General features: G+C 64.0%; 31 protein-coding genes. 11 read left to right on the forward strand and 20 right to left on the reverse strand.

Annotated features, from left to right (window positions below; all coding sequences use genetic code 11):
• The first annotated feature begins 8 nt into the window (after positions 1–8).
• From C4S73_RS09610 to C4S73_RS09655, 10 genes are all read left to right on the forward strand, one after another.
• Positions 9–2,246 (forward strand): xanthine dehydrogenase family protein molybdopterin-binding subunit, encoded by a 2,238-nt coding sequence (locus tag C4S73_RS09610; protein WP_103872243.1) that lies wholly within the window; start codon positions 9–11, stop codon positions 2,244–2,246.
• A gap of 230 nt (positions 2,247–2,476) precedes the next feature.
• On the forward strand, positions 2,477–2,857 hold the full coding sequence (locus C4S73_RS09615) for a c-type cytochrome (protein WP_103872244.1): 381 nt from the start codon (positions 2,477–2,479) through the stop codon (positions 2,855–2,857).
• Between the two features lie 48 nt (positions 2,858–2,905).
• Positions 2,906–4,060 (forward strand): NADH-dependent flavin oxidoreductase, encoded by a 1,155-nt coding sequence (locus C4S73_RS09620; protein WP_103872245.1) that lies wholly within the window; start codon positions 2,906–2,908, stop codon positions 4,058–4,060.
• Positions 4,053–4,901 carry an SDR family oxidoreductase gene (locus C4S73_RS09625; RefSeq protein WP_103872246.1) on the forward strand — a complete coding sequence of 283 codons (849 nt, stop codon included), beginning with the start codon at positions 4,053–4,055 and terminating at the stop codon, positions 4,899–4,901. Before C4S73_RS09620 ends, C4S73_RS09625 begins: the two co-directional genes overlap by 8 nt.
• 63 nt (positions 4,902–4,964) lie before the next feature.
• Positions 4,965–5,684 (forward strand): nitroreductase, encoded by a 720-nt coding sequence (locus tag C4S73_RS09630; RefSeq protein ID WP_103872247.1) that lies wholly within the window; start codon positions 4,965–4,967, stop codon positions 5,682–5,684.
• Positions 5,685–6,052: 368 nt separating this feature from the next.
• The gene (locus C4S73_RS09635; protein ID WP_103872450.1) at positions 6,053–6,775 is read left to right on the forward strand and encodes a response regulator; all 723 of its coding nucleotides are present in this window, start codon (positions 6,053–6,055) and stop codon (positions 6,773–6,775) included.
• Complete coding sequence (locus C4S73_RS09640) at positions 6,772–8,232, forward strand: ATP-binding protein (RefSeq protein ID WP_103872248.1); 1,461 nt, start codon at positions 6,772–6,774, stop codon at positions 8,230–8,232. The genes C4S73_RS09635 and C4S73_RS09640 overlap by 4 nt, the downstream gene beginning before the upstream one ends.
• Positions 8,233–8,380: 148 nt before the next feature.
• The gene (locus C4S73_RS09645) at positions 8,381–8,866 is read left to right on the forward strand and encodes a cytochrome P460 family protein (protein WP_103872249.1); all 486 of its coding nucleotides are present in this window, start codon (positions 8,381–8,383) and stop codon (positions 8,864–8,866) included.
• Positions 8,867–8,899: 33 nt separating this feature from the next.
• Positions 8,900–9,592, forward strand: coding sequence for a DUF4405 domain-containing protein (locus tag C4S73_RS09650; protein ID WP_103872451.1), 693 nt, complete (start codon positions 8,900–8,902; stop codon positions 9,590–9,592).
• 133 nt (positions 9,593–9,725) lie between these two features.
• Positions 9,726–10,829 carry an alpha/beta hydrolase gene (locus tag C4S73_RS09655; RefSeq protein ID WP_103872250.1) on the forward strand — a complete coding sequence of 368 codons (1,104 nt, stop codon included), beginning with the start codon at positions 9,726–9,728 and terminating at the stop codon, positions 10,827–10,829.
• Between the two features lie 126 nt (positions 10,830–10,955).
• Here C4S73_RS09655 and C4S73_RS27895 read toward each other — a convergent pair whose 3' ends face one another.
• The 19 genes from C4S73_RS27895 to C4S73_RS27900 all read right to left on the reverse strand — a co-directional run bounded on the left by C4S73_RS27895 (position 10,956) and on the right by C4S73_RS27900 (position 24,624).
• The gene (locus tag C4S73_RS27895; RefSeq protein WP_146071311.1) at positions 10,956–11,165 is read right to left on the reverse strand and encodes a hypothetical protein; all 210 of its coding nucleotides are present in this window, start codon (positions 11,163–11,165) and stop codon (positions 10,956–10,958) included.
• Between the two features lie 330 nt (positions 11,166–11,495).
• On the reverse strand, positions 11,496–11,927 hold the full coding sequence (locus tag C4S73_RS09660) for a ribbon-helix-helix domain-containing protein (RefSeq protein ID WP_103872251.1): 432 nt from the start codon (positions 11,925–11,927) through the stop codon (positions 11,496–11,498).
• A 9-nt stretch (positions 11,928–11,936) separates the two neighbouring features.
• Positions 11,937–13,928, reverse strand: coding sequence for a conjugal transfer protein TraG (locus C4S73_RS09665; RefSeq protein WP_103872252.1), 1,992 nt, complete (start codon positions 13,926–13,928; stop codon positions 11,937–11,939).
• Positions 13,929–13,953: 25 nt separating this feature from the next.
• Entirely contained in the window at positions 13,954–15,714 is a 1,761-nt protein-coding gene (locus C4S73_RS09670; RefSeq protein WP_103872253.1) for a relaxase/mobilization nuclease domain-containing protein, read from the reverse strand.
• Positions 15,715–15,961: 247 nt separating this feature from the next.
• Positions 15,962–16,723 (reverse strand): lytic transglycosylase domain-containing protein, encoded by a 762-nt coding sequence (locus C4S73_RS09675; protein ID WP_103872254.1) that lies wholly within the window; start codon positions 16,721–16,723, stop codon positions 15,962–15,964.
• A gap of 4 nt (positions 16,724–16,727) precedes the next feature.
• On the reverse strand, positions 16,728–17,063 hold the full coding sequence (locus tag C4S73_RS09680; RefSeq protein WP_103872255.1) for a DUF736 domain-containing protein: 336 nt from the start codon (positions 17,061–17,063) through the stop codon (positions 16,728–16,730).
• Positions 17,064–17,109: 46 nt separating this feature from the next.
• Entirely contained in the window at positions 17,110–17,655 is a 546-nt protein-coding gene (locus tag C4S73_RS09685) for a S26 family signal peptidase (RefSeq protein WP_103872256.1), read from the reverse strand.
• Positions 17,652–18,170: a DUF2840 domain-containing protein gene (locus C4S73_RS09690; RefSeq protein WP_103872257.1), complete on the reverse strand. Its 519-nt coding sequence runs from the start codon at positions 18,168–18,170 to the stop codon at positions 17,652–17,654. Before C4S73_RS09690 ends, C4S73_RS09685 begins: the two co-directional genes overlap by 4 nt.
• A complete protein-coding gene (locus C4S73_RS09695; protein ID WP_103872258.1) occupies positions 18,167–18,421 on the reverse strand; it encodes a hypothetical protein in 255 nt (84 codons plus the stop codon). Before C4S73_RS09695 ends, C4S73_RS09690 begins: the two co-directional genes overlap by 4 nt.
• The gene (gene parA, locus C4S73_RS09700) at positions 18,418–19,056 is read right to left on the reverse strand and encodes a ParA family partition ATPase (RefSeq protein WP_103872259.1); all 639 of its coding nucleotides are present in this window, start codon (positions 19,054–19,056) and stop codon (positions 18,418–18,420) included. The genes C4S73_RS09695 and parA overlap by 4 nt, the downstream gene beginning before the upstream one ends.
• Positions 19,053–20,210: a replication initiator protein A gene (locus C4S73_RS09705; RefSeq protein WP_103872260.1), complete on the reverse strand. Its 1,158-nt coding sequence runs from the start codon at positions 20,208–20,210 to the stop codon at positions 19,053–19,055. The genes parA and C4S73_RS09705 overlap by 4 nt, the downstream gene beginning before the upstream one ends.
• A gap of 19 nt (positions 20,211–20,229) precedes the next feature.
• Complete coding sequence (locus C4S73_RS09710) at positions 20,230–20,511, reverse strand: helix-turn-helix transcriptional regulator (protein ID WP_103872261.1); 282 nt, start codon at positions 20,509–20,511, stop codon at positions 20,230–20,232.
• Between the two features lie 140 nt (positions 20,512–20,651).
• Positions 20,652–21,215, reverse strand: a complete 564-nt coding sequence (locus tag C4S73_RS28990; RefSeq protein ID WP_342210570.1) for a DUF2285 domain-containing protein — start codon at positions 21,213–21,215, stop codon at positions 20,652–20,654.
• Entirely contained in the window at positions 21,121–21,447 is a 327-nt protein-coding gene (locus tag C4S73_RS28630) for a transcriptional regulator domain-containing protein (RefSeq protein WP_342210569.1), read from the reverse strand. The genes C4S73_RS28990 and C4S73_RS28630 overlap by 95 nt, the downstream gene beginning before the upstream one ends.
• 97 nt (positions 21,448–21,544) lie before the next feature.
• Entirely contained in the window at positions 21,545–21,811 is a 267-nt protein-coding gene (locus C4S73_RS09725; RefSeq protein WP_425290329.1) for a DNA -binding domain-containing protein, read from the reverse strand.
• Between the two features lie 161 nt (positions 21,812–21,972).
• On the reverse strand, positions 21,973–22,203 hold the full coding sequence (locus tag C4S73_RS09730; protein ID WP_103872263.1) for a helix-turn-helix domain-containing protein: 231 nt from the start codon (positions 22,201–22,203) through the stop codon (positions 21,973–21,975).
• Between the two features lie 246 nt (positions 22,204–22,449).
• Entirely contained in the window at positions 22,450–23,640 is a 1,191-nt protein-coding gene (locus tag C4S73_RS09735) for a DUF932 domain-containing protein (protein WP_103872264.1), read from the reverse strand.
• 382 nt (positions 23,641–24,022) lie between these two features.
• Positions 24,023–24,337, reverse strand: a complete 315-nt coding sequence (locus C4S73_RS09740) for a DUF736 domain-containing protein (protein ID WP_103872265.1) — start codon at positions 24,335–24,337, stop codon at positions 24,023–24,025.
• 95 nt (positions 24,338–24,432) lie between these two features.
• Entirely contained in the window at positions 24,433–24,624 is a 192-nt protein-coding gene (locus C4S73_RS27900) for a hypothetical protein (RefSeq protein ID WP_146071312.1), read from the reverse strand.
• On the opposite strand from C4S73_RS27900, the gene C4S73_RS28175 reads away from it, so the two are divergent.
• Entirely contained in the window at positions 24,614–24,763 is a 150-nt protein-coding gene (locus tag C4S73_RS28175) for a hypothetical protein (RefSeq protein WP_160115710.1), read from the forward strand. The genes C4S73_RS27900 and C4S73_RS28175 overlap by 11 nt on opposite strands.
• A 228-nt stretch (positions 24,764–24,991) precedes the next feature.
• Here C4S73_RS28175 and C4S73_RS09745 read toward each other — a convergent pair whose 3' ends face one another.
• Positions 24,992–25,423: a hypothetical protein gene (locus C4S73_RS09745; RefSeq protein ID WP_103872266.1), complete on the reverse strand. Its 432-nt coding sequence runs from the start codon at positions 25,421–25,423 to the stop codon at positions 24,992–24,994.
• Positions 25,424–25,618 lie beyond the last annotated feature (195 nt).

Here is a 25,618-nt window from a genome sequence, read left to right on the forward strand (position 1 = left end):
ACGCCGTGATGTTGCACAACATAGACCCCAACGACCTGCCGCGTGGGTTCCAGCGCCTGATGTCGCATGGCAAGGCAGCGCCCGCCATGCTGCAGCGCCGCAGCTTCTTGAAGCTCGCCGGCGCGAGCGGATTGGCGCTGGGCGCCTTCCCGCATGTCGCCTTCGGTCAGTCGAAAGGGGCCGTCGCGAGTACCCTCAAGCCGACGCAGCAGCCGTCGGCCTTCGTTCAGATTGCCCGAAACGGCGAGGTCACGATCACCATCAACCGGCTGGAGTTCGGCCAGGGCGTGAACACCGGCCTGCCGATGATCCTGGCCGAGGAGCTCGACGCGGACTGGAGCCTGGTGCGCAGCAAGCACGGCACCAACGATATGGCCTATGCCGATCCGCTGTTCGGCATCCACCTTACGGGTGGCTCGCACACGATCAAGAATAGCTACACCCAGTACCGGGAACTCGGCGCCCGCGCTCGCGCCATGTTGCTGAACGCGGCCGCAGCCAAGTGGAAGGTCGACGTTGCGGCGCTCCGCACACAGGCCGGTGTGGTGCTCGGTCCTCGGAATCTCAAGGCAAGCTACGGCGAACTGGCGGAAGCCGCGATGGCGCTTCCCGTCCCCGAGACAGTGACGCTGAAGGACCCGAAGAATTTCCGCATCATCGGCCGTCCGACGCAGCGTCTGGATGCGCAGGCCAAGACCAGCGGCCGGCAGGATTTCGGCATCGACATGCGTCTGGCTGGCCAGCTGACGGCTGTCGTGGCCCGCCCGCCCGTCTTCGGCGGCCGTCTCATCTCGGTGGACGACAGCGCGGCCAAGGCGATCAAGGGCGTGAAGGCGGTGCTGCGTGTACCGCTCGACGGTGGTGCCGAGGGCGTGGCCGTGGTGGCCGATGGCTACTGGCAGGCGACGCAAGGGCGCGACGCCCTGAAGCTCGAATGGGACACATCCCAGATCGAGAAGGTGGATAGCGAAAGGCAGCTCACTCAGTACCGCGAATTGGCGCGCCAGCCCGGGCCGCGCAAGATGGACGCGGACATGGCGCCGCTTGCGACGGCGCCCCGGCAGATCGAGGCCGAGTTCATCTTCCCCTATCTCGCCCATGCCGCGATGGAGCCCCTGAACTGCACGGTAAGGCTTGCTGATGACCGTGCCGAGATCTGGATGGGCAGCCAATGCGCCGGACTCGATGCCGGTGCCGCTGCCAAGGCACTCGGCCTCAAGCCGGAGCAGGTCGTGGTCAACGTGCTGATGGCGGGCGGTGGCTTCGGCCGGCGCTTTTCCAGCACCAGCGACGTCGCTGTCGAGGCTTGCGCGATCGCCAAGGGGGCGCGTGAAGCCGGTCTCGATGCGCCCGTGCGCACCGTGTGGAGCCGCGAGGACGATATGAAGGGCGGCTACTACCGCCCGATGCACCTGCACCGCGCCCGCATCGGGTTCGACGACACAGGCAAGGTGCTTGCCTGGGACCATGTCATCGTGGGCCAGTCCATCACCACTGGGACCGTTTTCGGCGCCTTCCAGGTCAAAGACGGCATCGACGCCACGGCCACGGAAGGCATGCGCGACCCTTATCCGCTGCCGATGCGCCTGACCGTGCATCATCCCAAGCTCAACGTGCCGGTGCTGTGGTGGCGCAGCGTCGGCTCGACACATACCGCCTTCGTGATGGAGACGCTGCTCGACGAGATCGCGCGCGCGACGAAGCAGGACCCGGTCGCATACCGGATGGCGCTGTTCGGCGACACGCATCCGCGCCATCGTGCCGCTCTGCAACTCGCCGTCGACAAGAGCGGCTATGGTAAGGCGAAGCTCGCCGCCGGCCGTGCCTGGGGCGTCGCGGTCCATGAATCCTTCGATTCCGTCGTTGCCTATGTGGTGGAGGCCTCGGTCAAGGATGGCCAGCCTGTTCTGCACAAGGTGACATCGGGTGTTCACTGCAATCTCGTCGTGAACCCGCGCAGCGTCGAGGCGCAGGTCCAGGGCGCGGCCGTCATGGGACTTTCAATGTGCCTGGCCGGCTCGGCGACCACGCTCAAGGATGGCGTCGTCGAGCAGAGCAATTTCGGCGACTACACCGTAGCCCGAATCACCGACGTGCCCGAATTCGCCGTCCATATCGTGCCCAGCGCCGATCCGCCAACCGGGATGGGCGAACCCGGCCTGCCGCCCTTGGCGCCGGCCTTTGCCAACGCGATCGCGCTGCTGACCGGCAAGCCGCTGCGCCAGCTTCCCTTCGCCATCGCCTGAGACTGCACATCACGGATCCAGACCGGCCGAGCGTCGCAGCGCCCCGAGCGATGACAGGAGTTCGGCATGAACCAAGTCCGGTTCATCACAGGCGTCCGCAGCGGCATCGACGCCGTTACGGAAAAGGCGGCCGCAGGGCCTCGGCAATAACGAAAACGGCACCACCGCCTTCCTCGCATTGAGGCCAAGCCCTCTGCCGGCGACGTCCTCGAAGCTCAGAGAAAATTCTGATGCATGCCCTCGTCATTACGTTTGTTCTTGCCACGCTAACCAGCTTGCCGGCGTTCGCTCAGGACGTCGCGGCCGGAGCACGTTCTTGGAACAAGTGCCGTGCCTGTCATCAGGTCGGTGAGAATGCCCGAAACGGGGTAGGCCCACAGCTCAATGGTCTCTTCGGCCGCATGAGTGGGACGGCGGATGGATACAACTATTCGGCGGCAAGTAAGGCTGCAGGGTTCGTCTGGGACGACAAAACGTTCGCCGCGTTTATCGAAAATCCAAGAGAAAATATGCGTGGAACCAAGATGATTTTCGCCGGAATAAAAAACCCACAAGAAATTAGCGATCTCATAGCCTACCTGACGCAGTTCGGAATTTCGGATGCACCGTAGTCAGTCGTCTAAATGCAACTCAAACCAACACATACGACTGGCTTTAAAATGACATCCAATCACGACCAGCTCTTCACCTCCTTCATCTTCTCTAATGGCATTGCACTGCGCAACCGGATCGCGATGGCTCCGATGACCACATGGTCGGGCAACAGCGACGGCACGGTGGCCGACGCCGAGATTGACTATTACCGCCCACGGGTGAACGGCGCCGGCCTGGTCATCACGGGCTGCACGCATGTGCAGGCGAACGGCATCGGCTTCACGCAAGAGTTCGCCGCCTGGGGCGACAGCTTCCTCCCGGGTCTGACGCGGCTGGCGCAGGCCGCGAAGGGCGGCGGCGCGGTCGGGGTGCTCCAGCTCTTCCATGCCGGCAACAAAGCGGCACCCGAACTGATACCGGACGGCGATGTGGTCAGCGCCAGCGCCGTGGAAATCGAAGCTGGTCCCTACAACCGTGCGCTGACCCCGCGCGCGCTGACACATGACGAGATCCTCGATGTGATCCGCGCATTTGGCGAGAGCACACGGCGGGCGATCGAAGCGGGCTTCGACGGGATCGAACTGCATGGCGCGCATGGTTTTCTGCTCCAGAATTTCCTGTCGCCGCATTTCAACAGGCGGACGGACGAATGGGGCGGCCCGCTCGAAAACCGCATGCGCTTCCCTTTGGCGGTCGTCGCCGAGGTCAGACGCACGATCGAGGCCCATGCCGACCGACCCTTCCTGCTGGGATATCGCATCTCGCACGAGGAGCCTGGTGATGGCAGGCTCCGTATCGGCGATGCGCTGGCGCTGACGGATCGTCTGATCGATGGCGGCATCGACTATATCCACGCTTCGCTCGGAAACATCCTTGGGGCCAAGCCCATCGGGACCGGGGACAGGACCACGGCCGAGATTGTCGTCGATCATGCGGCCAGGCGGGTTCCCGTCATCGCGGCAGGCCACATCCTGACTCCCGATGAGGCGGTCAGAGCGCTGGAGCTCGGGCTTTCTCTCGTGGCTGTCGGGCGCGGGCTTGTGATCAACCCCGATTGGGTCGAACACGCGCAGGCGGGCCGATCGCAGCAGATCGAGACGGCCCTGAACCCCACAAAACTGTCTGAACTCGTCGTACCCGACAAGCTTTGGTCTGAGATCGAGGCAAGGGCCGGATGGTTCCAGATCCAGAAAGTAGAGAAAGCTGCAGCACATGGCTGACAAGAACACATGGTTCATCACGGGCGCCGGCCGGGGACTGGGCATCGACATCGCACAAAAAGCCTTGGCAGCCGGACATTCCGTCGTCGCCACAGGTCGCAATGCGGGACGTGTGCTCCAAGCGATCGGGGCTCATGAAAACCTGCTGACAGTGGCGCTCGATATCACCGATCCGAACGCAGCGATCTCGGCTGTGCAGGCAGCCGTTGACCGCTTCGGCCGCATCGATGTGCTCGTCAACAATGCCGGCAACTTCTATGCGGGCTATTTCGAGGAGATCAGCCCAGAGCATTTTCGGGCGCAAATCGAGACGAATTTCTTCGGGCCGTTGAACGTGACGAGAGCGGTCCTGCCGGTCATGCGTAGGCAACGCAGCGGGCAGGTCATCACCATCTCGTCCACCGCGGGCCTGATCGGGCAGGAATTCTGCGCGGCCTATGCCGCATCCAAGTTCGCGCTCGAAGGCTGGATGGAATCGCTTCGGTTCGATGTCGCGCCGTATGGCATCGACACCATGCTGGTCGAGCCGGGCTTCTTCCGCACCGAACTGCTGGTGGAAGGCGCTTCCACGATCTGGCCCGAGCCCTCGATCGAGGACTATGCCGAGCGGACCTCGCAGACGATCACCGCCTGGAGGGGCATGAACGGCCAGCAAGGCGGTGACCCGGCAAAGCTCGCCGCCGCTCTGGTCACCTTGTCGGATTCAGCAGCGCTGCCACTCCGCTTCGTTGCAGGTCCGGACGCCATGGCCGGTATCGAGGACAAACTGCAGACGATCAAGCAGCAGATCGACGCCCACCGCGATCTCTCTGCATCGCTGGTGTTTGGCGATGCAGATTAACGGTGCAGCCCTCCATTCGGACGAAGCGTCTCGGCTTTCCCACCATCAAGGAGGAAAACGTGGATGAACTACATCGCAACGCCGCCTGAGCGCGAAATCTCAACCGCTTTTGCCTTGACGTTTGGCGAGACCGTGCGTGCGCGGCGTTCGTTTCGTGCTTTTCTGCCTGACCCGGTTCCCCAATCGGTGATCCATCAGGTTCTCGAAGACGCACAGTTCGCGCCGTCAAACTGCAATACGCAGCCCTGGAATACGCATATCGTCAGCGGCAACAAGCGTGACGAACTCTCCCAGGCCCTTCTCGCGGCCGGCGAGGCAGGCCAGACATCTGCAGATTTTTCATGGGATGCGGGGGCTTTTCCCGATCCTTACGATGATCGCCGACGTGAGCAGGGCAAGGTCTATTACGGCAGTCTCGGTATTGCGCGTGAGGATGAGGCGGGACGCGCACGCGCCGGCGCCATGAACCTCTCCTTCTTCGGCGCGCCGCATGCCGCGTTTCTGTTCATGCCCTCGATCGGCGATAACGTGCGCGTTGCCAGCGACCTGGGAATGTACGGCCAGACCTTCCTGCTCTCGCTTGCGGCGCATGGGTTGGGCGGCGTGCCCCAGACCGTTCTAGGCCTCCATGCCGATACGATCCGCGAGACGCTTGGCCTATCGCGTGACCTGAAGCTGCTCTTCGGAATTTTATTCGGCTATCCGGATGAAACCGCCCAGGCCAACTGTACGCGCATGGACCGCGCGCCACTGTCGGCAAGTGTGACCTTCCACGACGACTGATTGTCTGGTTCGAACCCTTGCTAGCGGTAATGCAATTGCTGCAGCGCGTCCGCTGCTTGGGCAGCGCATCGCTGACCTGCTTCGGCGCGAGACGCTGTCAACACGACCGACGGCTCCGTTCTGAACGGGCATTGGCGGGCGGGTCCGCCTGATACAATTGAGTACAAATGGGTCTTCGATCGGCATAGTTCTGCGACAGCCGCCGACTACCAGACTTCATTGGTGGTGTGGAATCCTGACCGCCGCGCTCGTAGCCACTCGGACATGCTTGACTCAATGTCGCAGCGTGTTGGTGTAGAAGAGATCGACCGCTGAAAATGAGCATGACCACTGCTTTGTCCAGGAGCGAGACCGCCAGGACGGAAACGATGCAGGAGATCGCCCATATCGCTGTTGTCGACGATCATCGCGATATTCGCGATCTCGTCGGCAAATACCTCATTCAGCAGGGCTACCGCGTCAGCCTGGCGGAGAATGGCGCAGCTTTGCGCGATATCCTTGAGACGAGCGCACTCGATCTGATCGTGCTGGACGTGATGATGCCGGGCGAGGACGGTCTTTCCCTGTGCCGGCACATCCGCGCGTCCACACAAATTCCGATCATCTTCCTGACGGCCATGGCCGAAGACATGGACCGCATCATCGGGCTCGAACTGGGTGCGGACGACTATCTGGTGAAGCCCTTCGTTCCGCGGGAACTCCTGGCCCGGATCCGCGCGGTGCTTCGCCGCGTCAACAGCCTTCCGCCGCAGACCAGGCAAGCTATCAAGTCCAAGGTGATCAGGTTCGACCATTGGCAGCTGGATGTCGGTCGTCAGGAACTCACCGACAGCGAGGGCGTCGGGATCGCGCTCAGCACCGCCGAGTTCCGGCTTCTGACGGCTTTGCTGGAGCGCCCCGGTCTCGTTCTCAGCAGGGATCAGCTGCTGGACCTGACCGCCGGTCGAAATGGGGACGTCTTCGACCGCAGCATCGACAATCACGTCAGCCGCCTGCGCAAAAAGATCGAGATCGACCCGAAGAAGCCCTCGATCATCAAGACGCATTGGGGCGGCGGCTACAGCCTGTCATCGAAGGTCGTATCATCATGACATCATGGTGGCGCAGGAGTCTCGCAGCGCAATTCATCGGCTTCATGCTGCTGGCTCTCATCAGCTCGCAGGTCCTCTCCTTCCTGATCTCGTGGGATGAACGCGAGAAGGCTCTCTATGCGGCGGCCAAAAGCGAGTTTCTCAGCCGCACGCTGTCGATTACGAGCCTGATCGAGAGACTACCGACGGATTTTCGGCAGGACGCCGTCCGTACCGGCGAAACCAGCAATTCGAGGTTCTGGCTGTCGAGCAAACCGCCATCCGATCCCAACAGCTGGAGACAGGAGGCTGCGCGGGAGCTGGCGAGGCCTTTGGCCAACCTGACGGGCATGGCTCACCTTTCGGCTGTTAATACGCCGGTCGCCCTGTCGGAAGTTCGGTCCGTCGGCAATGCCAATGCAAGCGATCCTTGGGTCACACCTTCAGCACAGGTTTGGGGGCTGCCCCAGGCCGCACAATTCACCTATCTCGGCGGCACTAATGGTTTTGGCATGTCGATCGATCTGGGCGGCGGAAACTGGCTGAATTCTGCCTATTATCGATCCGAAACCACCCCTTGGTGGAGTTCACAATCGCTCTTCTCGCTGGCAATCACCGCGATCATTCTGTCGCTCATCGGGATCGTCATCGCTCGTCAGATCGGCCGCCCGCTCAGGCGGCTGGCTGCATCTGCGGAAGCTGTCGGGCGAGGCGAGAACGTCGCATTCCTGCCGGAAGTCGGGCCCGACGACATTCGCAATACGACCGAAGCCTTCAATCGCATGCAGGGCAGGCTATTCAAGTTCGTCGAAGACCGCACGCGGATGCTCGCGGCAATCGGCCATGATCTGAGGACGCCTGTCACATCGCTTCGCCTGCGGGCCGAGTTCGTGACCGACCCCGACGTCCAGCAGAAGATGCTGGCGACCATCGATGAGATCCAGACGATGACGGAGGCGATGATCGCGTTGGCGCGAGGCGACGCGACCATTGAGGAGACGCGAACGGTCGATCTGAATGCGTTGCTGGGCAGTCTTTGCGATGATCTCGCCGATCTGGGCCAACCGGTCGAGTATGTCGACGGCAGCAAGACACCATACAGATGCCGGCCCGATGGCTTGCGTCGCGCCATTCGCAATCTGGTCGAGAACGCCGTGCGCTATGGCGGACTTGCGCGGGTATCGATCCTCCACACGCGTGCGACGATCGATATCGTCGTGCTCGATAATGGCCCGGGCATTCCAGACGACATGAGAGAGACGGTGTTCGCGCCCTTCTTCCGGCTGGAAACATCCCGCAGCCGTGAGACGGGAGGCGTCGGATTGGGCCTGTCGATCGCGCGCGCGATTGTTCGCCATCACGGCGGGGATATCGTGCTGACAGACAACGCTCCGGGGTTGCGCGCAGCCATTTGCCTGCCCAGAGCCGAGGTCGCCCTTGCAGGCGAGAAGTCCGCCATGGCCGTCGGCGCCACATAAGGCCCGGCGGTCAGACCGCACGCGCGCCGTACAATTTACGACAAAACAGCCTCTCGCTGACAAAGCGCCGCGACATCGCGACGGTAGAAATCTCGTCAGCACGCGGCAGATGCGTTCGAGCGTCGTTGAATAGAGGCAGGGAAACAACATGGACAGCTGGTGGTCACGCATTCTGGCTACGCTCGTCGTCAGCGGCGGCGTCGCCCTCATCGGGTGGAAAGCCAGCGCGGAGCCCAATCGGGTGACCTTCCCGGCCGACTTCGACAAGGGCGTCCACTACACCACGGTCGTGCGCGGTAGCGTTCGCGAAGAGATGTTCGCCAGCCGTGAAACCATCGATCTGGTGAAGGCTGGCAAGCCCATTCCCGACGGCGCGCACGTCACGCTGGTCATCTACCGGAACGGCGCGCTGGCCGATTACTTCATCATGCAGAAGGGTCAGGGATGGGGTGCCGATTACGACAACCAGCGCCGCACCGGCGACTGGCAGTTTCAGCGCTACTTCCCCGATCGGACGATCCAGGCGAGCCATGATTCCGCGCGCTGCCAGTCGTGCCATCAGGGGCGCGCATCGAGCGAATACCTCTATACGATGGATGCCATGAAGGCGTTCAACGGCACCGTCATCCAGTAGGCGTGATGTCGGCTCATGCTGGAAAAACCACGCGTGAACCGACGGTTCATTCTCCGTCTGACGCTCGATTTCATCGCGGCCACGCTTCTGGTGATCGCGCTGGCCTATGATTGGCTCGACAACCTCTCTCATGAGGTGATCGGCACGGCGATGTTCCTGCTGATCATCGGGCACAACATCTTCAATCGACGCTGGTACGGCGCAATCCCGAGAATGAGACGGGATGCGCGGTCTACGACCAATCTCGCCGTGACCGTATTGCTGGCTGCGACGATGATCGCCTTGCTGGTGACCAGCCTGATGATCTCACGATCGGTTTTCAGCGTCTTGCCCCCCAGCGGTGGGTTCACGACGCGCCAGATCCATGCGCTCGCCGGCTATTGGGGCCTGATCATCGTCAGCGTCCATGTCGGATTGCGATGGTCACTGATCATGGCGACGATGGGTAAGCTCGCCGGGTTCTCGACCAGAAATCCTCTGAGGACGGCGGCGCTGCGGGTCATTGCCACGACGATTGCCGCTTACGGGCTCTATAGCTGGAGGGCGATCGAGCTGTGGTCCAAGCTGACCGCGACCGTGACGATGGGTTTCCTGGACTTCGAATTTGCAGCGCTGCCGTTCTTCATCCATCTGGCGTCGATAGCCGGACTGTGCGTGCTGGCCGCGCACTATGCGTCGAACATCATCCGGCGCCGAACTCACGCGGTACAATCTGCGACAAAATAAGCCCGCTCTGACAAACCGCCAAGACAAGTCACGAATACAACAGCTTTGCACCGTCTCGATTATTGCAGGATCGAGACGGCATGATCGCCCTTATCTGGCGGCCTGCCAACATCTTGCAACAAGGAAACTTCCGATGGCCGATGAACGTATCGATGAAAACAAGCGCCGGTTTCTCGGAACCTCGGCTCTGGTCCTCTCTGGCGCAGCAGCAGTCGGCGCCACACTTGCCTCCAGCAGGCCGGCAACGGCGCAGGCTGCAGCCGGCGGCAAGCCCTTCGTCGTCAACTACCCCAACGACAAAGGCGTCACGATCGAACGCGTCACCTATCCGGCGCGCAACATGGGGACGAGCATCGCCGCCAACCTATTCAAGCCCGCAGGCTTCGATAGCAGCAAGACCTACGCTGCGGTTGTCGTGACGCACCCGTTCGGCGCGGTCAAGGAGCAGTCGTCGGGCCTCTACGCCCAGCGTCTTGCCGAGGCCGGGTTCATCGCTCTGGCCTACGACGCATCCTACCAGGGCGAAAGCGGCGGCGAGCCACGCCTGATGGAAGTGCCCGCGCAACGCGTGGACGACATCAGCTGCGGCATCGATTTCCTGGTGAAGCATCCGCAGGTCGATCCCGCCCGGATCGGGTCGCTCGGCATCTGCATCGGTGGCAGCTATGCCCTCAACCACGCGCAGATCGAGCACCGCGTTCGCGCTGTGGCGGCCGTCAGCACCTTCGACATCGGCGAAGGCCGCCGCCAGGGACTATCGAACTCGATCTCCTACGAAGAGCGGCTCAAGCGGCTCAAGGATGCCGGCGAGCAGCGCGCGCGCGAAGCCCGTGGCGAGCCTGTGCGCCTCGTACCGGTGGTCGTCGATTCACCGAGCCAGTTCAACGCGAGCACGCCGGTCATGTACCGCGAAGGCTACGAGTACTACCGAACGGCACGAGGCCAGCACCCGAACTCGGTCAACCGCTATATGTTCTCCAGCCTCCCCCAGCAGATGGCATTCTTCCCCTTCGAACTGATCGACTCGATTTCTCCGAGGCCCTTGATGGTCGTGGCCGGTTCCAAGGCCGAGACCAAGTTCTGGAGCGACCAGGTCTATGCGAAGGCAAAGGAGCCGAAGGAGCTCTTCGTCGTCGAAGGCGCCACACATGTCGACCTGTACGACAAGCCCCAGTTCGTAACGCCCGTGGTCGAAAAGCTCGCTGCGTTCTTCGGCCAGCATCTCGCTTCGGCTTGATCGCCAATCGCTAAACCACAACGCGGGAGGGGGGCAGACCCTGCTCCCGCGTTGCGGATCGTCGCGATGAGCGCCAGGCGTCCGCTTCCCTTGTCATCGATGGCGAGCCGTCGGCCTCCCCGGGTGTCAGCTGCGACAAAGCTTCAACAGCCTTGCCCCCTGCGACACGCACTCAACAGGTGACACTTGCAACAGACGTTCAAACAATCGACGCCGAGTCCGCGTCTTCATCTTGCGCCCGGTGATGCAGATATCTGGCAGAATTTCACCCGGCCGCACACCGTCGTCGTAACCGCCGGCCAGGGTCGCATCATTACGCAGGACGGCGATGATCAAACGCTTTCCGAGGGGGATGTCACGACCGTACACGCCGGACGTTACCGCGTATCGAACAGTTCAAAGCAGACGGTACTCAGTGTGCTTCTGCTCGCAGCTTGAACGAGGCCGTACAAAGCTGCTCAGGGAACGTCTCACTCGATCTCAAATCGCTATGGCGTACCGATATCGTAGAAAAACAGTTGTGCCGCATCTCTCAGCAGGATGTCTTTTCCGTCTTGGACTCCGGTTATAAAGCGCCAAAAAGTGACAGCTCGGCCGGATCAAATGAACTTCCGCTTCGGGGTCGTCTCCTGCTATTCCCGGCGGGCAAAGGCCAGATTTTCACCGTTAGCGGGTCGTGTCATCCGCGCGAATCTCTGGTGCGAGATCGTCCGGGATTTCCCTGAGGAAGCTCTGACCCTTCTGAAGCCGTTTGCCGAGCGTCTCGACGAAGCCTTCGAAGCGCTCGCGACCCTTGATCTGAGCGGCGGCCTGCGCCTCGCCCGGCAATGGCGGCGTGATCGTCAGCCAGAAGCGGACGAACAGCGCCAGCGTCTCGGCCGTGACGCTGAGATCACGTTCGATCCGCTGCGCCTGCCGGGAGAGGCGATCCATCCGGCGAGTGAAGGCGGCTTCGCGCCGATCGGCGGCGTCGGGCGACAGGAATGACGCCACAGCCGCCTCGACGATGGCCGATCTCGGGATTTTCTTGCGGTCCGACAGCTCATTGATCCGGGTGATCATCTCGGCGGGCAAGGTCAGGTTCAGGCGGTCCCGCATCGCCGCCTCCTACAGGTCCATACCGTCATTGGGATCGAGCGAGACCTGACGCGCCACGCCGGTCATCTGGCGGCGCAGTGCCTGACGCTGGCGGGCAGCGTCCTCCGGCTCCTCGTCGAGCATGATCGCGAACTCCTCCGCCGGCTTCTGATCGGTCGTCTCCTTGGCGATGGCGACATGGTCGGGAAGCTCGGGTTCCCGGCGCAGGCCGCTATTGGCGGGGTCGCTCTCCGACTTCTCCATCTCGGCCATCAGCGCCACGTCGGGTTTCTGTGGAGACAGCGTCGACCAGCCGTCGGCGCGGGAGGTGCGTCCGGACGTCTGCGGATCGGGGGGCGGCAGCACCCGCTCCTTGAACCGGGAGTCCTCGTAATAGCGCGCCTTCTTCGCCCGGATCGGCGCGGTGCCGGCGACCATGACGATCTCCTCAGAGGGAGGAAGCTGCATCACCTCGCCGGGGGTCAGCAGCGGGCGGGCGGTCTCGGAGCGTGACACCATGAGATGCCCGAGCCAGGGCGAGAGCCGGTGTCCGGCATAGTTCTTCATCGCCTTCATCTCGGTGGCGGTGCCGAGGGCATCGGAGACACGCTTGGCGGTCCGTTCATCGTTGGTCGCGAAGCTGACCCGAACATGGCAGTTGTCGAGGATCGAGTTGTTCGCGCCATAGGCCTTCTCGATCTGATTCAGCGACTGCGCGATCAGGAAGCTCTTGATGCCGTAGCCGGCCATGAAGGCGAGGGCGGACTCGAAGAAGTCGAGGCGGCCGAGTGCCGGAAACTCGTCGAGCATCATCAGCACGCGATGCTTGCGCTCCTTGGCGTGCAGGTCCTCGGTCAGGCGGCGGCCGATCTGGTTCAGCACGAGGCGGATGAGCGGCTTGGTCCGCGAGATATCAGATGGCGGCACCACGAGGTAGAGCGTCGCCGGTCGTGGATCGGCGATCAGGTCGGCGATGCGCCAGTCGCAGCGTCGCGTCACCTGGGCAACGACGGGATCGCGATAGAGGCCGAGAAACGACATCGCGGTCGAGAGCACGCCGGAGCGCTCGTTGTCGGATTTGTTCAGCAGCTCACGCGCCGTGGACGCGATGACGGGATGTGGGCCGGCCTCGCCGAGATGCGTCGTCGTCATCATAGCCTGCAGCGTCGTCTCGATCGGCCGCTTCGGATCGGACAGGAAGCTGGCGACGCCGGCGAGCGTCTTGTCGGCCTCGGCGTAGAGGACATGCAGGATCGCGCCGACCAGCAGCGAGTGGCTGGTCTTCTCCCAGTGATTGCGCTTGTCGAGCGAGCCTTCCGGGTCAACCAGCACGTCGGCGACGTTCTGGACGTCCCGGACTTCCCAATCGCCGCGCCGGACCTCGAGCAGCGGGTTGTAGGCGGCGGATTTCGGGTTGGTCGGATCGAACAGCAGCACGCGGCCATGCTTCGCCCGGAAGCCGGCCGTGAGCTGCCAGTTCTCGCCTTTGATGTCATGGACGATGGCTGAACCCGGCCAGGTCAGCAGCGACGGCACGACCAGGCCGACGCCCTTGCCGGATCGGGTCGGCGCGAAGCACAGCACATGCTCGGGCCCGTCATGGCGCAGATAGTCGCGCTCGAGCTTGCCGATCACCACTCCATCGGGGCCGAGCAGCCCAGCCGCCTTCACTTCTCCGATCTCGGCCCAGCGCGCCGAGCCGTAGGTCTCGACGTTCTTGGCTTCCCGCGCCCGCCAGACCGACATGCCGATGGCGACCGCGATCGAGATGAAGCCGCCCGACGCGGCAATGAAGGCGCCCTTGGTGAAGATCTCCGGCGCATAGGCGTCGTAGGAGAACCACCAGGCGAAAAAGGCGGGCGGCAAATAGACCGGCATCCCTAAAAGCCTGAACCATGGCGCGCCGAGCTGGGCCTGAAAGCCGAGCTGCCAGGCGACATACTGCGTCGCCGTCCAGGTCGTGATCAGCACGATCAGGAAGACGATGATGATCTGGCCCCAGAGGATTTTGGTCGCGGACATGGCGAGGATCCCTCCCTGTTCGGGGCTAGAGGCCGAGGTCGCGCTTGCGCCCCAGGCTCCATTCGATGCCGCCGCCATCGCGGGCGACGCCAGCGACGTGCTGGCCGAGCTTGCGTTCGATCTCGCGCGACCAGGGCACGAGCTGGAAGCCGAGCCCGTTGTCGATCATAGCGAAGCGGCCCGAGGGGAGCGTCAGGCGCTGCCGATAGGTGCCCGAGACATGCTCGCCGGCCGCGACCTTCACATGCGGCAGGCCCGTCTCGGCCGACAGTTTCTCGCCCACGGTGTCCAGTTCGCGGCGGCGCAGCGTGCTCAGCAGATCGCGCTGGAGAATAATGCGCTGGCCCTGGCGCCGGCCGAGCCCTTCGTCAGCGAGATGATCGGCGCGGGCCTGCATGGCGTCGCGCGCCTCGCGGCCGAACCCGCCCATGGAGAGCGGCATCTGCTCACGCTCGACCAGACGATGGTCGAGCCAGGTTGCGCCCGGCGCGGTGATTTGTGTGCGAAGATCCAGATCGGAACGCGTGGCGAGCACCAGCGTCGGCCGCTGCTCCTCCGGTCCACCGAAACGGCGGACCTCGACGATGCCGCCGATCGGCGGAGCATGCTCGAAGGCCTCGATACCGCGGAAGCGGACATGGTGGGCGCGGCCGTCGGTGCCGTCGATCACGGCATAGGCTTCGCCGGTCAGCTCATCATGGAGACCCTTGTCGATCAGCCGGCCGATGATCGGCGACCCGGCGCCGCCCTCGATGACATAATCGGCGACGCCGCGATCCTGGCCTCGCTCGGTGAAGGCGCGGTGCATGGTCTTGATGATGTCGCCGCGCATGCCGAGATCGCGAAGATGGCGTTCGGCTTCCAGCCCGACCATCCACTCCCCGGAGCCGGTCGAGGTGGCGAGCCCCATCTTCTCCAGATGCTGAAGGCGGCCGATCATCAGGCGGCGGGTCTCGGGGTTAGCGGAGCCACTGGAGTAAGGACGCAGGTCAATGGCGCCAACGTCGTCGGCATGGCCTCGGATCTCGGCGTCGAGGCGGGTCCAGCGCTCGGCGGTGACTTCCTTCTCCAGGGCGCTGCGGATTTCATGCTCGGGCTTCGGGCCAAGCTCGATCGACACCAGATCCTCGGCGCGCGAGCGAAGACCCCGGCTGATGTAGTCCCGCGAGATCACGAGATCGGCGCCGGACTCGTCCACGCCGCGCACGAGCAGATGGACGTGCGGATTGTCGGTGTTCCAGTGATCGACGGCGACCCAGTCGAGTCGCGTGCCGAGATCGGCCTCCATCTGCTGAGCGAGGTCGCGCGTGAACGCCTTGAGGTCGGTCATCTCGCTGGCGTCCTCGGGCGAGACAATGAAGCGGAAATGATGCCGGTCGTCCTTGCACCGGTCGGCAAAGGCGAGATCGTCGACCCGATCGGAGCCGGCGTCGAACATGACGCCCTTTTCTCCGTCCCGGCTGACGCCCTCGCGCTTGAGGTAGGAGAGATGCGCCGAGAGCGGCGCCGAGCGAAACGACTTGCCCTGGTGGCGAGCGATGCGGGCAGCCACGACGACACGGCGACTGCTGCCGAACAGACGGTTCCGGCTGAAGGCATTGCGGCCACGGCCAAAGGTCGAGCGCCCGCGACCTGAAGCGTGCGCGCTCTTGGTAAATCCACCGTCGGTGTGGCCGGCCTTCTGCACGGCGCGCAGCACCCGGTTGAGGAAGCTCTTCGGTCTCGGCGCCCGCGTCGAGCGAATGCGGCCTGGCTGGATGCGGAAGTCGCTATCGCGCTCGCTCATCGCCGCCTCCCAGGGGTGGCGAAGACGGCGCGTGCATAAAATGTCGTTGAATTCTTTGCAGAAAACCGGGCAGCATGCCCGCGACCGATCGCCGTGCGCGCCGGAAAGCAAATCATGTCAATGGCTTGCCGACAGGACGCGCGGGCGCTTTTATCTTGCCGTCCGTTGGTCGTGTTTGCCTGCCAGCCCCATCCTTCCGCCCAACCTGACCGGAAGCTCGCCACACCGCGCCAGAGTGCGAATGCCATCATCGCGGCTCTCCAGCGGGATTTCGGACCACGAACAGACCGCCCGATTGCGGGGAGTTTGCGGAGACATCGCGCACGATCGCCGCTGCCGGAGCATCGTTCCGAGCACCGCCGCGTTGCGCAGGATCGGCAGCCGGCGTGCGCTCGGGTTGGGCGACAAAGAGCGGCGCACGGGCCCAGGTCTTCGGATCGGCGGCGGCGATGGTCACTGGAGGAGTGAGTTTAACGCCGCCGAAGATAGGGCGGAGCGCGGCCACATAGGCGCGCGTCTCGGCCGGCAATGGACGGCCAGCGAGGTGTTCCTCGTATCGACCAGGTCCCGCATTGTAAGCGGCAAGAAAGCCGAGCGATCCGTACCGGTCGCGCATCTCGCGCAAGTAGGCAGTGCCCGCCAGGATGTTGTCGCGCGGATTGTAGGGATCGGTTCCGAGACGATGCCGACGGCGCAGGTCGGCCCAGGTTTCGGGCATGATCTGCATCAGGCCCATCGCGCCCTTCGGCGAAACGGCGCGCACGTTGTTCGCGCTCTCGACACGCATCACCGCTCCGATCCAGGCCGCCGGAATGCCGAAGCGCTGCGCGGCTTCCGCGATATGGGCGGCATGGGGATTGGCTGGAACGGAGCGGTTTTGCAGCACAGGCTGCGCACACACCGAGACGATGGGTGTCGCGGTGACGATCAGGCCGGAAAGCAGAAGGAGGGTCATGCGGCGGGATGCGGCAGATCGCCTGACGGCATCGCGGTGGCGAGGCATCTCCATGGGCTCAGTCCCGCTCGCCGCGCTTCGGCGGACGGTTCCAGCGCAGTCCCCAGACGGTCTTGTCGTCGCCGGACTGGAACAGGTTGGCGCGGACCGGCTGCACAAAGACCGGGTCGTCGAGCTGCAACGCGACGTAATCGCCGGCGCGTTCGCCCGTACGTTTCCAGCCGGCGCCGACCTCCGGTCCATCTTCGTCGCCGAAGTGGATGCGATAGTCGGGCGCGTTCTCGGTGTCGGACGGCTCGGCCTGAATGAGCGTCAGCTCAAGGTCGAGCGAGAGCGTGCGGAGGCGGCCGGAATAGCCCGATTGCGTGCGCGTGAACTCTCCGATCTGGGGCATGGGAAGCTCCTTTGCTGTGCGTTTGAGGAGGAGAGGGATGTGCGCGTCACCGCCTCAGTGCGCGCCATTCGAAGCGGCCGTAGCCGTCTTCGTCGGTGTAGAGCGGTGTCGCCCGGCCGATGATCGAACTGGTGGAGATCGGGCCGAAGTAGCGGCCGTCGAGGCTGTCGCGGACCTGCGCGTTCACGAGGAAGATTTCGCCCGTGGCGATGAGGCGGCAGCCGCGCCAGGTCGGCAGAGCGCGGCCCAGTCGGTCGCGCTCGAGCGCCTCGGCGATGTCGATGCCATCGACGCTGATCGTGCGCCCGGTGCGGCAGACACGTTGCCCGGAAATGCCCGCGACGCGCTTCAGCAACGGCACGCCACGCGGCAGGTAGCCGCCATCGGCAAGGAAGGTCGCGAGCGGTTCGGGTGCATCGACGGCGACGAGGTCGGTGATCTCGAGGCGCTCGGCCGGACCGATGGCATAGAGACCGATCGGCGTGCTGGCCGAGGCGTTCCAAACGAGCTTGAGCGGCAACGGAAGGAAGGCTGCAATCGCAACGCCCATCGTCGCGAAGTACGTCGCCATGACGTAGCCGGCGCGGCTCATGGTTCGGCCCTCCGACGCAGAAGGAAGGCCCGATGCTGCTCAACGCTGTACGTGCGCGGCTCTTGGCCTGCGGTCAGGCGATTGTGGACGTGCCGCCAGTGCTCTGGCGAAACCTCGGCAGGATCAATGCGCAGCGCCTCGATGGCGTCGATCGCCTGCAGCACGTGCTCGACCTTGGGCCAGCCTTCGATCTTCAGCAGGATGTCGCCGCCAGGCCGCACGAAGGGCAGCGTCTGGAGCGGCTCGCCGGCGCCGATCGTGCGCACTATGTCGATGCGCGAGATGATCGTGCCGAACTCGTTTGCCGCCCAGCGATTGAGCGCGAATACGCTGTTAGGCGCAAAGCCGACGACACGGCGGCGGCGATCGAGGATCTGCTCATAGGTCTGGTGGCCGAACCGGATCCAGTGCTCGATCTTCTTCTCGACCCAGGTCAGTTCGACCAGCGTCGTGAAGGGCGGCGGGCTGGCCGGCGCAGGGCCGCCGCGCAAGCGCGAGGCCGCCGTGCCGGTCATGACGGATCTCCTTCGGTGTTGGGAAATTCGCGCGCGAGAAGGTCGCGCAGCATCTCAGTGACGGTGACACCGCGCTGGAAGGCGGAGATCTTGATGCGCCCACGCAGGTCCGCCGTGACGTCGATCGTCAGCCGGGCGGTGTAACCGCCATCAGCCGATTCGCGCGGGGAGGGCGCATCGGACGCCTTGATCCAGTTCTCAGGATCGGCGGGACGCGCGGCGAAACTGCGCTTGGGAGACCGCTCGATCATGGCGCAATCCTTTCGATCTCGGCGCAGAGCTCGGCGATCTCACGGGCGGCGGGACTGTCCTGATCGAGCTCGGAAACCAGGCGGCCGGATTGCGCGGCGTCGGCGAAGGCGACGCGCTGGCCGATGGTGGCCGCGAGCACGGGCGGATCGTGATCGGCAAGCGTCTCGGCCGTCTCGCGAGCGATGACGGTGCGCGCGCCGCAGCGGTTCAGCACGAAGCGGGCGGCGAGCTGCGGGCGATAGATGCGCGCCTCGCCGAGCAGCGACAGGATCTCGGCCGAGGCCCAGCCGTCGAACGGCGATGGCAGTACCGGAATCAGCACGAGATCGGCGGCGAGCAGCGCCGAGCGCATCAGCCCGGCGACACGTGGCGGTCCATCGATGACGATGTGATCGACGTGGCGCGCCAGTTCGGGCGCCTCGCGATGCAACGTGTCGCGCGCCAGGCCGACGACGCCGAAGAGCCTCGGAAGTGCTTCACGGGCGCGCTGCTGCGACCAGTCCAGCGCCGAGCCTTGCGGGTCGGCGTCGATCAGCGTGACGCGTTTTCCCCTGGTGGCCCATTCGCCGGCGAGGTGGAGGGCCAGCGTTGTCTTGCCGACGCCGCCCTTCTGATTGAGGAGCGCGACGATCATTCCGCCTCTCCCCGCCTTTGGCCGAGAGGCAATTGCTGCGCTTCGAGAGCACCGGAAACCGCAGAGCCGGATTTACGGAAAGACGTATCGACCGGATGGGCAGAGAGGAGTCTGGATGAGGTCTTGCGGGCGCCATTGGCGACGTCGTTCGCGTCGCGCGCGCGCCTCTTAGAGTTAGATTCTCTGTTAGATTCTAAGTTAAGGGCGCGATTTCGGCTTTGCTTGCCGTGGTTTATGCCCTGTTTGGGTTCCCGATAGCACGAGCCTGCGGTTCCCGATGGCACGATAGTCGGGGTTCCCGATAGCACGAGGCTTTCCACAGGCTCCGAGGCCGGCGCCGGCTCGAAGGCGAGCAGCACGCGCCCGCCGATTTCGACCTCGATGAACAGGGTGTAGCCGGGCAGCGGCTGGCGGCGGATGATGTCGCGCAGCTCGAAGGCGAAGCGCTTGAAGGGTGAGAGGCTGCCGGATTTCTGGTGGAGATGGCGGAAGTCGAAGCGCCAGCCGGCGCGCTGCTTGCCGCCATGCTTGCGCACCAGGCGGTAAAGCCAACGGTCGAGACCGCCGGTGAGGTCGAAATACGCCCGGTCGATGGTGAGCACGAGCGCGTCGTCGAGGATGGCGCGATAGAACCAGTCGGGAACGATCAACTCGATACCGGCCGGTCTGCCGTTGCGGTCAGTGCGCTCCTGCCATTCGTTGATCCAGGAGAAGCGATGCCGGCGACCTTCAGCCGGCTGGCGGATCGAGGTGGCGACAGTGGTGGACTGAAGCCGATCGAGGGCGGCCTTCAGCCGCTGGTAGTCACGCAAGCTGACGCCGCGGCCGATGAAGTTCAAAATCTCATAGGGCGTCGCCGCCATCAGGCGCGAGGTGCGTAAGCCGGCGTCGCGCGCCTCGACGATCTGGCTGGCGGCCCAGATCAGGATGTCGGCGTCCCAGATGGTGGCCATGCCATGATCGGGCACCGCCTCGACGCGGATCGACACGTCGCCGGCGACGAAGTCGATCGGCGCGGTGCGATGTGATTTGGCGAGGGAGAAGAATGGATAGGCCATGAGGTCCTGCGCGTCGCGAGGCGCGAAGTCGCCGGGGAGCGCGTGGAACAGGTCGAGCTGTCCGCGCTCCGAGATCGGGCGATGCCGTGCCGTCATGAGAGGGAGGTCGCTTCGATCAGCGGGCGTAGCGACCGCTATGCGCGGTCGGCGCTGGCTCGTGGCGCTTGGCAGGCAACACCGTGCCGCGCGGATCGGACGTCGATGTGACGGCGCCGCGCTCGGTCCAGGCCTGCAAGTCGTCGACCGCATAGACGACGCGGCCGCCAAGCTTGCGATAGGCCGGGCCGGTTCCGTAGGTGCGATGCTTTTCGAGGGTGCGGGCGGAGAGGCTGAGAAAATCGGCCGCTTCCTTGGTGCGCAGGAAGCGCGGCGGCAAAACGGCGAGATCGGGTCGCATGGATCGGGCCTCCGTGGTGTTCGCTGAGGCCGCTGGCGTTCAGCGGCTGACGAAGGCCACGATGGCGAAGTGAAACCGGTGAGATGCAGTGGGAAGATAGGGGTGCTAAATTCCCACACCGGCGGTCGCGACTGGCGGAGCTATGGTCGTCGTCGATGACGAAGCAATTTGCGATAGCCGCCGGCAATCATGGCGTGGGCACCCCGGAGAAGGCCCATGACAGCGTGCCGTGTCGAGGCAGCTTGCCATTCATCGCGGGTAAGCTTTCCGGTGCGGAAAATCGCTTCTGCGATATCTTGCTGAGTCGCCCCGTCGCGCGCGCCATCAGCGGCCCGCAGCATGCGCCGGGCGCGTGCCAACTGCTGGCGCGTCAGACGCGTGTCCGGCGGCACGACGCGGCCGTGGAGGGATGCCAGAAGTCGGGCAACCGCTTCCAGGCGGTCGAAGCCGTCGAGCCCGAGCGGGATCAGCGCAGCGAGCTGTTCACCACCGGCGATATCGGCAGACCGGACGATATGAACGCGCTGGCCATTGCCGAGGTCATGCAGGTGATGCGCGCCATCCTGCGTGATCAGAGCATCCGGTACTGCCAGCGGTTTGGCAACGTCGCTATCGGTCGAGAGGAGGGGCGGCGCAGACGCAAGGATGATCGAGCCGGTATCGGCCTCTGGAAGCCAGAAGATTTTCGTCTCGGTGGCGTTCAGCGCGGGATCTGCGGGGAAATCGCAAACCCCACTGCTGGCTGGCGCGCTCGATCAACGCCGTCGTGGGGGGCGTCGCCTGGCTAAAGTCAGCATAGTCGCGCTGATAGTCCTCGTTGCGCCGCAGCCATTCCCATCCGATCTCGGGCGCCGTCAGATGGTCGACATAGTCGTAGCTCGATGACGATCGCCACCGGGAGATGTCCTGCGACATCGCAATCCTCCAGCATCGCATTCTGATGTGTATCGAGCTGGCTACTATTCCCGGTTGAACTGGCTCGCGGAAGGCCGCGTGTCAGCAACAGGTGTTGCCGCCGGAGCATCACCTCGCCTCAGTGGCGGTAGCCCTCGCGCACGAGCTCGCGATATCCGTGCGTCGTCATCCAGCGGGCGCGGGCGAGATGGCTGTCATGGACGCGGCGGGCACGCTCCGGCTCGCGCTCCGGATCGAGCCCGAACAGGATCTGGACGGCTTCACGCCAGTCAGCGCCATCTGCCGAGGCATCGAGCAAGCGCAGATAGAGCTTCATGTGCTCGCGATCATAGGTCGTGAGCGCAGCGCTCTCCGGCGGCTCATCCAAGAATTCCAACTTAATCACCGTGTCCCCCGAGATCGTCTCGCACCGGTAGACCCGATATCGGCGACCAATCCCGGAAGCATTCTAATATGAAGCTCAGACGAGCACCATGTCCCCGCTCTCTGCCATACCGGAGAGGGATTCCATCTTGCGCCCGCCGGGTGGAAAAACGGCGGCTTCGTTCAAGCCTGCGGATGAGGCGTGTCGCTGGGCTCGAAGAACGCGATCGGATCGGCCTCGAGCACCTCAGCGAGCTTCTCGAGCATATCGACGGTGGCGGCGTTTTCTTCTCGCTCCAGCATCCCGACATAGTTGCGATTGATCCCCGCGCGATCGGCAAGCTCTTCCTGCGACAAGTTCTTGGCATGCCTCAGCCTGCGCAAATTTCTCGCGACGATCTCCCGCAATTTCATGCGGATGAGGTCGCCGTGTCACCTAGTATAGTGCCACCTAGTAAACTAGTGAATCGTGTTGTCGGCAACAGCTGCTGTTCCCGTTTTTCGCGAGCCGGGCGCAGCACGGCGAGCGGCGGCCATGTCCCTGACATTGCCGCGCCCGCCGATCCGGATTTACGGATCGTCGGAAAATGCCGTCATGTGGAAACCCTGAAAATCAGAAAGCCGTGCAGCCGGATTTGCGGCTGCACGGCTCTGCCGAATTCAGGCGGCGCGCTCCATGAGCTTCTTGGCCTTGCCTTCGAGGTCGAGGCGTGTGTCCTGATTGGTCTTGGTGCGGGCGAGGGCGGTGATGCCCTGTACGAAATCGAAGATGCTTTCCGGCTTGCGGCCTTCCTCGCTGAGCACGGTTTCGATGATCTTCGTCGTTTCCGGCTTGGAGAAACCGCGCTTGCGCAGGAAGCTCTCGCGGTCCTCGTCGGTGCGGGCAACGATCCGCTCGCGGGCGGCCCTGATACCTGCGACAAAGGGCGCGGGCGAGGAGTTGGCGAAGCTGGTCAGCGCGGGCGCGGCCTCATGGGCGAAACGCTGCGCGGCGAACTTGCTGTGCCGGATGCTGATTTCCTCGAACCCTTCCACACCCCACAAATTGCGGTTCTGGCAAACGGCTCGGAGGTAGAAGGAGGCGATGCCGAGCGTCTTCGATCCGACCTCGCTATTCCACGCATAAAAGCCCCGGAAATACAGGTCCGGCTCACCGTTCGGCAGGCGTCCCGCCTCGATGGGATGGGTATCGTCGACCAGAAACAGGAACACGTCGCGGTCGCTGGCGTAGAGCGTCGTCGTATCCTTGGTGACGTCCACGATTGGATTATGGGTCATGGTCGCCCAGTCCAGCACGCCCGGCACCTTCCACCGCGTGTCGCCGATGCCGTTGCCCGCGATCTTCATGACGGCGGCGACAAGCTCATGATCCCAGATGCGGCCATAGTCCGGGCCAGTCACGGCGCGAAGCTCAATCCGTCCGTCGTCAGCCTCCAGCGTCTTCACCAGTTCGGCCCGGTGCGACAGCAAGCCGTGCTGCAGGTTGATCCCAGCCAGCGGTGCTGGAAGCTGGCGCATGTAGGATGCGGGCGCGCTGACAAGGCTGCACAACTGGCCAAACGACCAATGCGTCGGGGAAACCGGCTCGTCCCGACCCGGCACGATCAGCGACAGGCGTTCCGCGTCGTCCCGGCTCGCCTCCACCCGCACGGCGCGGCTCTCCACGGTGCGGGCATGGGCGCGCTCGGTACGGCGGCGCACGGTGTCATGAAGATCGGTGAGGTTCAAATAGCGCTCGTCGTCTGGGCGGGAAAACCATTCCGACGAAACGCGGCCGATCCGCTCGCCGCGCGAGACATCGACGCGGAAGCCGGCGGAAACAGGCTGCGGGTTGAGGGTCAGGGTGTTCATGGATCATTCTCCTATGGGCTTGGGTTGGAGCGCAGCGCTGCGCTGCAACCTTGCCCGTCGGCGAGACCGGGGTAGCAAGGCGCAAGGGCGACCGGGCCGGAGGGGGATCACCCGGCCTGCACAAGGCGAAGCCGCGGAAGGCTGGGGAGACCGGCCCGAGCGAGCGTCAGCGATCCCTTGCGCCGCGCGGGGGCGGCGCCCCTAGCAAACCTGCCCGGCAAGAGCGTCAGTGGATGCCGGGCAAAAGGATCTGATCAGGATGTGCAAAGCCGCAAAACCTGACATCCGCACATCCTGATCGCCGTGTTTCCTGAAAGGCAGTGGCGGCCATGAGCATGACGAAGCCCCGCTCGGATGAGCGGGGCTTCTTGGGGGTTAGGCCTCAGTCGCCGTTGCGGCGGGACCAGATGAGGTTCTGGCCTCCGCCGTCCTCGGCCTCGACCAGGCTGGCGTAGATCGGCGCGGGGAAGCTCGGATCGTCCAGCTTGACGGAGAGATATTCGCGCTGGGTCTCGCGCGCGGTCTTCTTCCAGGCTGCGCCGAACTCGGTGGCGCCGGCGAAGATGCGGAAGTCGGGGCCGCGCTCGCTGTCGCCCTCGGTGGGGACGAACTTCACGGTCTTGACGTTGAGGGTCAGGGTCTTGACCGCACCGGTGTAGCCGTTCTCGGTCTTGGTGAAGGTGCCGATGGTCGCCATGGTCGTGTTCCTTTTTCTTCGGGCCGCGCCCATCGCGACCTCGATGGTGGTCGTTCGACTGGGGACGATCGGTCCGCACCCGAAGGGCGGGAACGTCAGTGGAAGACGACCGGCGACGGCTTTTTTGCTTCGCGATGCAAAGCCGTAGGCGGCGGAAAAAAGTTGGCGGCGGACGTTGCGGGAAGACGATCGAGGCGAAGCCGGTCTTCGGTCAGACCCAATCCATTCGAGGACGCGTGCGGGCGGCCGTCATGGAAAATCATCAGGAACATGGCGATGGCGACCATCCGCCTCCGCGCCAATGGCGGCGGCGGTTGCATCGAATTGCTCGGGCAAGCTCCTGACCTTCAACGGCAAGATACAATCATCGTCCTCGTGGGTGAGAGCGAGCGCGGCTCCGACGATTCTGCCTTCGTGGTGTCATGAGCGGAGACGCCGAATAGCCCCCCGCCTGGAGCTGTGCGATCCGCCCGTCATGCCGAAGTTCGAGATGTCGCCGCGTTCAACGTTGCCCATGGAATGAGGCCGTGGGAGGTGAAGGGCAATCCCATGATCCCACTGCAAGGGTGACTGAGCCCGGACACTCAGGGAGCAGCTCGCCCTGGAGAGGCTTCCTGCGAGATGGCCGCGCGCCGCCGCCGGACCTTCATGTCGCTACGCGACGCCACCTTGGCCGTGCCGTGCATCCAACGGCGCGGCCAGCCGCATCAGCGCCGAGATACCGACGAACATAGCACCGATGAGGCAGAGAATTTGCCGCCAGATGTCGGACGGGACGGACTCATTGGTGACGCCATGGACCAGCGCATAGCCGGCCATGGCGGCGGGCACGGCGAAGACCAACGCCACGACGAGGCGCAGGATCGGTGGCCTTAGCGAGGCGAACAGGAACACCAGCAGGCCGAAGGCGACCGCGCCAGCGGCGAGGCCGACGAGGCCCGCACCGATCAGACCGGAGCCGGTGTCATAGGCGAAGCGCGCGGCGGCGAGCCCCAACATGAAGGGAAGCGCATAGGTGGCGAGCGTATAGGCGACGAAGCACAGGACTCCGATCAGCACCACGCTCATCAACATCACGGCGACCATGGCCGTTCTCCTTTACAAGCTTCGACCGCCTCTCATTCGGTCCAGCATTGCCCATTTCCAGCGTCGTCATCGTGCCACGCATGTCCAATCTGTCGAGCCGGAACGTCATGTCTTCCGGTCGGACGGTCGAGGTCATCCGGCCGCGCGTGAGGCGCGGCCGGAATTTTCCTCTCACATTGGCGGAGAAGCCGGGAC

Source organism: Allobosea lathyri, from assembly GCF_900108245.1.
Classification (GTDB): Bacteria; Pseudomonadota; Alphaproteobacteria; order Rhizobiales; family Beijerinckiaceae; genus Allobosea; species Allobosea lathyri.

Bases quoted from the DNA above. Each gene is read 5' to 3' on its own strand.
- C4S73_RS09610 (WP_103872243.1), top strand. From the start codon at position 9: ATGTTGCACAACATAGACCCCAACGACCTGCCGCGTGGGTTCCAGCGC.
- C4S73_RS09615 (WP_103872244.1), top strand. From the start codon at position 2,477: ATGCATGCCCTCGTCATTACGTTTGTTCTTGCCACGCTAACCAGCTTG.
- C4S73_RS09620 (WP_103872245.1), top strand. From the start codon at position 2,906: ATGACATCCAATCACGACCAGCTCTTCACCTCCTTCATCTTCTCTAAT.
- C4S73_RS09625 (WP_103872246.1), top strand. From the start codon at position 4,053: ATGGCTGACAAGAACACATGGTTCATCACGGGCGCCGGCCGGGGACTG.
- C4S73_RS09630 (WP_103872247.1), top strand. From the start codon at position 4,965: ATGAACTACATCGCAACGCCGCCTGAGCGCGAAATCTCAACCGCTTTT.
- C4S73_RS09635 (WP_103872450.1), top strand. From the start codon at position 6,053: ATGCAGGAGATCGCCCATATCGCTGTTGTCGACGATCATCGCGATATT.
- C4S73_RS09640 (WP_103872248.1), top strand. From the start codon at position 6,772: ATGACATCATGGTGGCGCAGGAGTCTCGCAGCGCAATTCATCGGCTTC.
- C4S73_RS09645 (WP_103872249.1), top strand. From the start codon at position 8,381: ATGGACAGCTGGTGGTCACGCATTCTGGCTACGCTCGTCGTCAGCGGC.
- C4S73_RS09655 (WP_103872250.1), top strand. From the start codon at position 9,726: ATGGCCGATGAACGTATCGATGAAAACAAGCGCCGGTTTCTCGGAACC.
- C4S73_RS09660 (WP_103872251.1), bottom strand. From the start codon at position 11,927: ATGCGGGACCGCCTGAACCTGACCTTGCCCGCCGAGATGATCACCCGG.
- C4S73_RS09665 (WP_103872252.1), bottom strand. From the start codon at position 13,928: ATGTCCGCGACCAAAATCCTCTGGGGCCAGATCATCATCGTCTTCCTG.
- C4S73_RS09670 (WP_103872253.1), bottom strand. From the start codon at position 15,714: ATGAGCGAGCGCGATAGCGACTTCCGCATCCAGCCAGGCCGCATTCGC.
- C4S73_RS09675 (WP_103872254.1), bottom strand. From the start codon at position 16,723: ATGGAGATGCCTCGCCACCGCGATGCCGTCAGGCGATCTGCCGCATCC.
- C4S73_RS09680 (WP_103872255.1), bottom strand. From the start codon at position 17,063: ATGCCCCAGATCGGAGAGTTCACGCGCACGCAATCGGGCTATTCCGGC.
- C4S73_RS09685 (WP_103872256.1), bottom strand. From the start codon at position 17,655: ATGAGCCGCGCCGGCTACGTCATGGCGACGTACTTCGCGACGATGGGC.
- C4S73_RS09690 (WP_103872257.1), bottom strand. From the start codon at position 18,170: ATGACCGGCACGGCGGCCTCGCGCTTGCGCGGCGGCCCTGCGCCGGCC.
- C4S73_RS09695 (WP_103872258.1), bottom strand. From the start codon at position 18,421: ATGATCGAGCGGTCTCCCAAGCGCAGTTTCGCCGCGCGTCCCGCCGAT.
- parA (WP_103872259.1), bottom strand. From the start codon at position 19,056: ATGATCGTCGCGCTCCTCAATCAGAAGGGCGGCGTCGGCAAGACAACG.
- C4S73_RS09705 (WP_103872260.1), bottom strand. From the start codon at position 20,210: ATGACGGCACGGCATCGCCCGATCTCGGAGCGCGGACAGCTCGACCTG.
- C4S73_RS09710 (WP_103872261.1), bottom strand. From the start codon at position 20,511: ATGCGACCCGATCTCGCCGTTTTGCCGCCGCGCTTCCTGCGCACCAAG.
- C4S73_RS28630 (WP_342210569.1), bottom strand. From the start codon at position 21,447: ATGCGATGCTGGAGGATTGCGATGTCGCAGGACATCTCCCGGTGGCGA.
- C4S73_RS09730 (WP_103872263.1), bottom strand. From the start codon at position 22,203: ATGAAATTGCGGGAGATCGTCGCGAGAAATTTGCGCAGGCTGAGGCAT.
- C4S73_RS09735 (WP_103872264.1), bottom strand. From the start codon at position 23,640: ATGAACACCCTGACCCTCAACCCGCAGCCTGTTTCCGCCGGCTTCCGC.
- C4S73_RS09740 (WP_103872265.1), bottom strand. From the start codon at position 24,337: ATGGCGACCATCGGCACCTTCACCAAGACCGAGAACGGCTACACCGGT.
- C4S73_RS28175 (WP_160115710.1), top strand. From the start codon at position 24,614: ATGGCGACCATCCGCCTCCGCGCCAATGGCGGCGGCGGTTGCATCGAA.
- C4S73_RS27900 (WP_146071312.1), bottom strand. From the start codon at position 24,624: ATGGTCGCCATCGCCATGTTCCTGATGATTTTCCATGACGGCCGCCCG.
- C4S73_RS09745 (WP_103872266.1), bottom strand. From the start codon at position 25,423: ATGGTCGCCGTGATGTTGATGAGCGTGGTGCTGATCGGAGTCCTGTGC.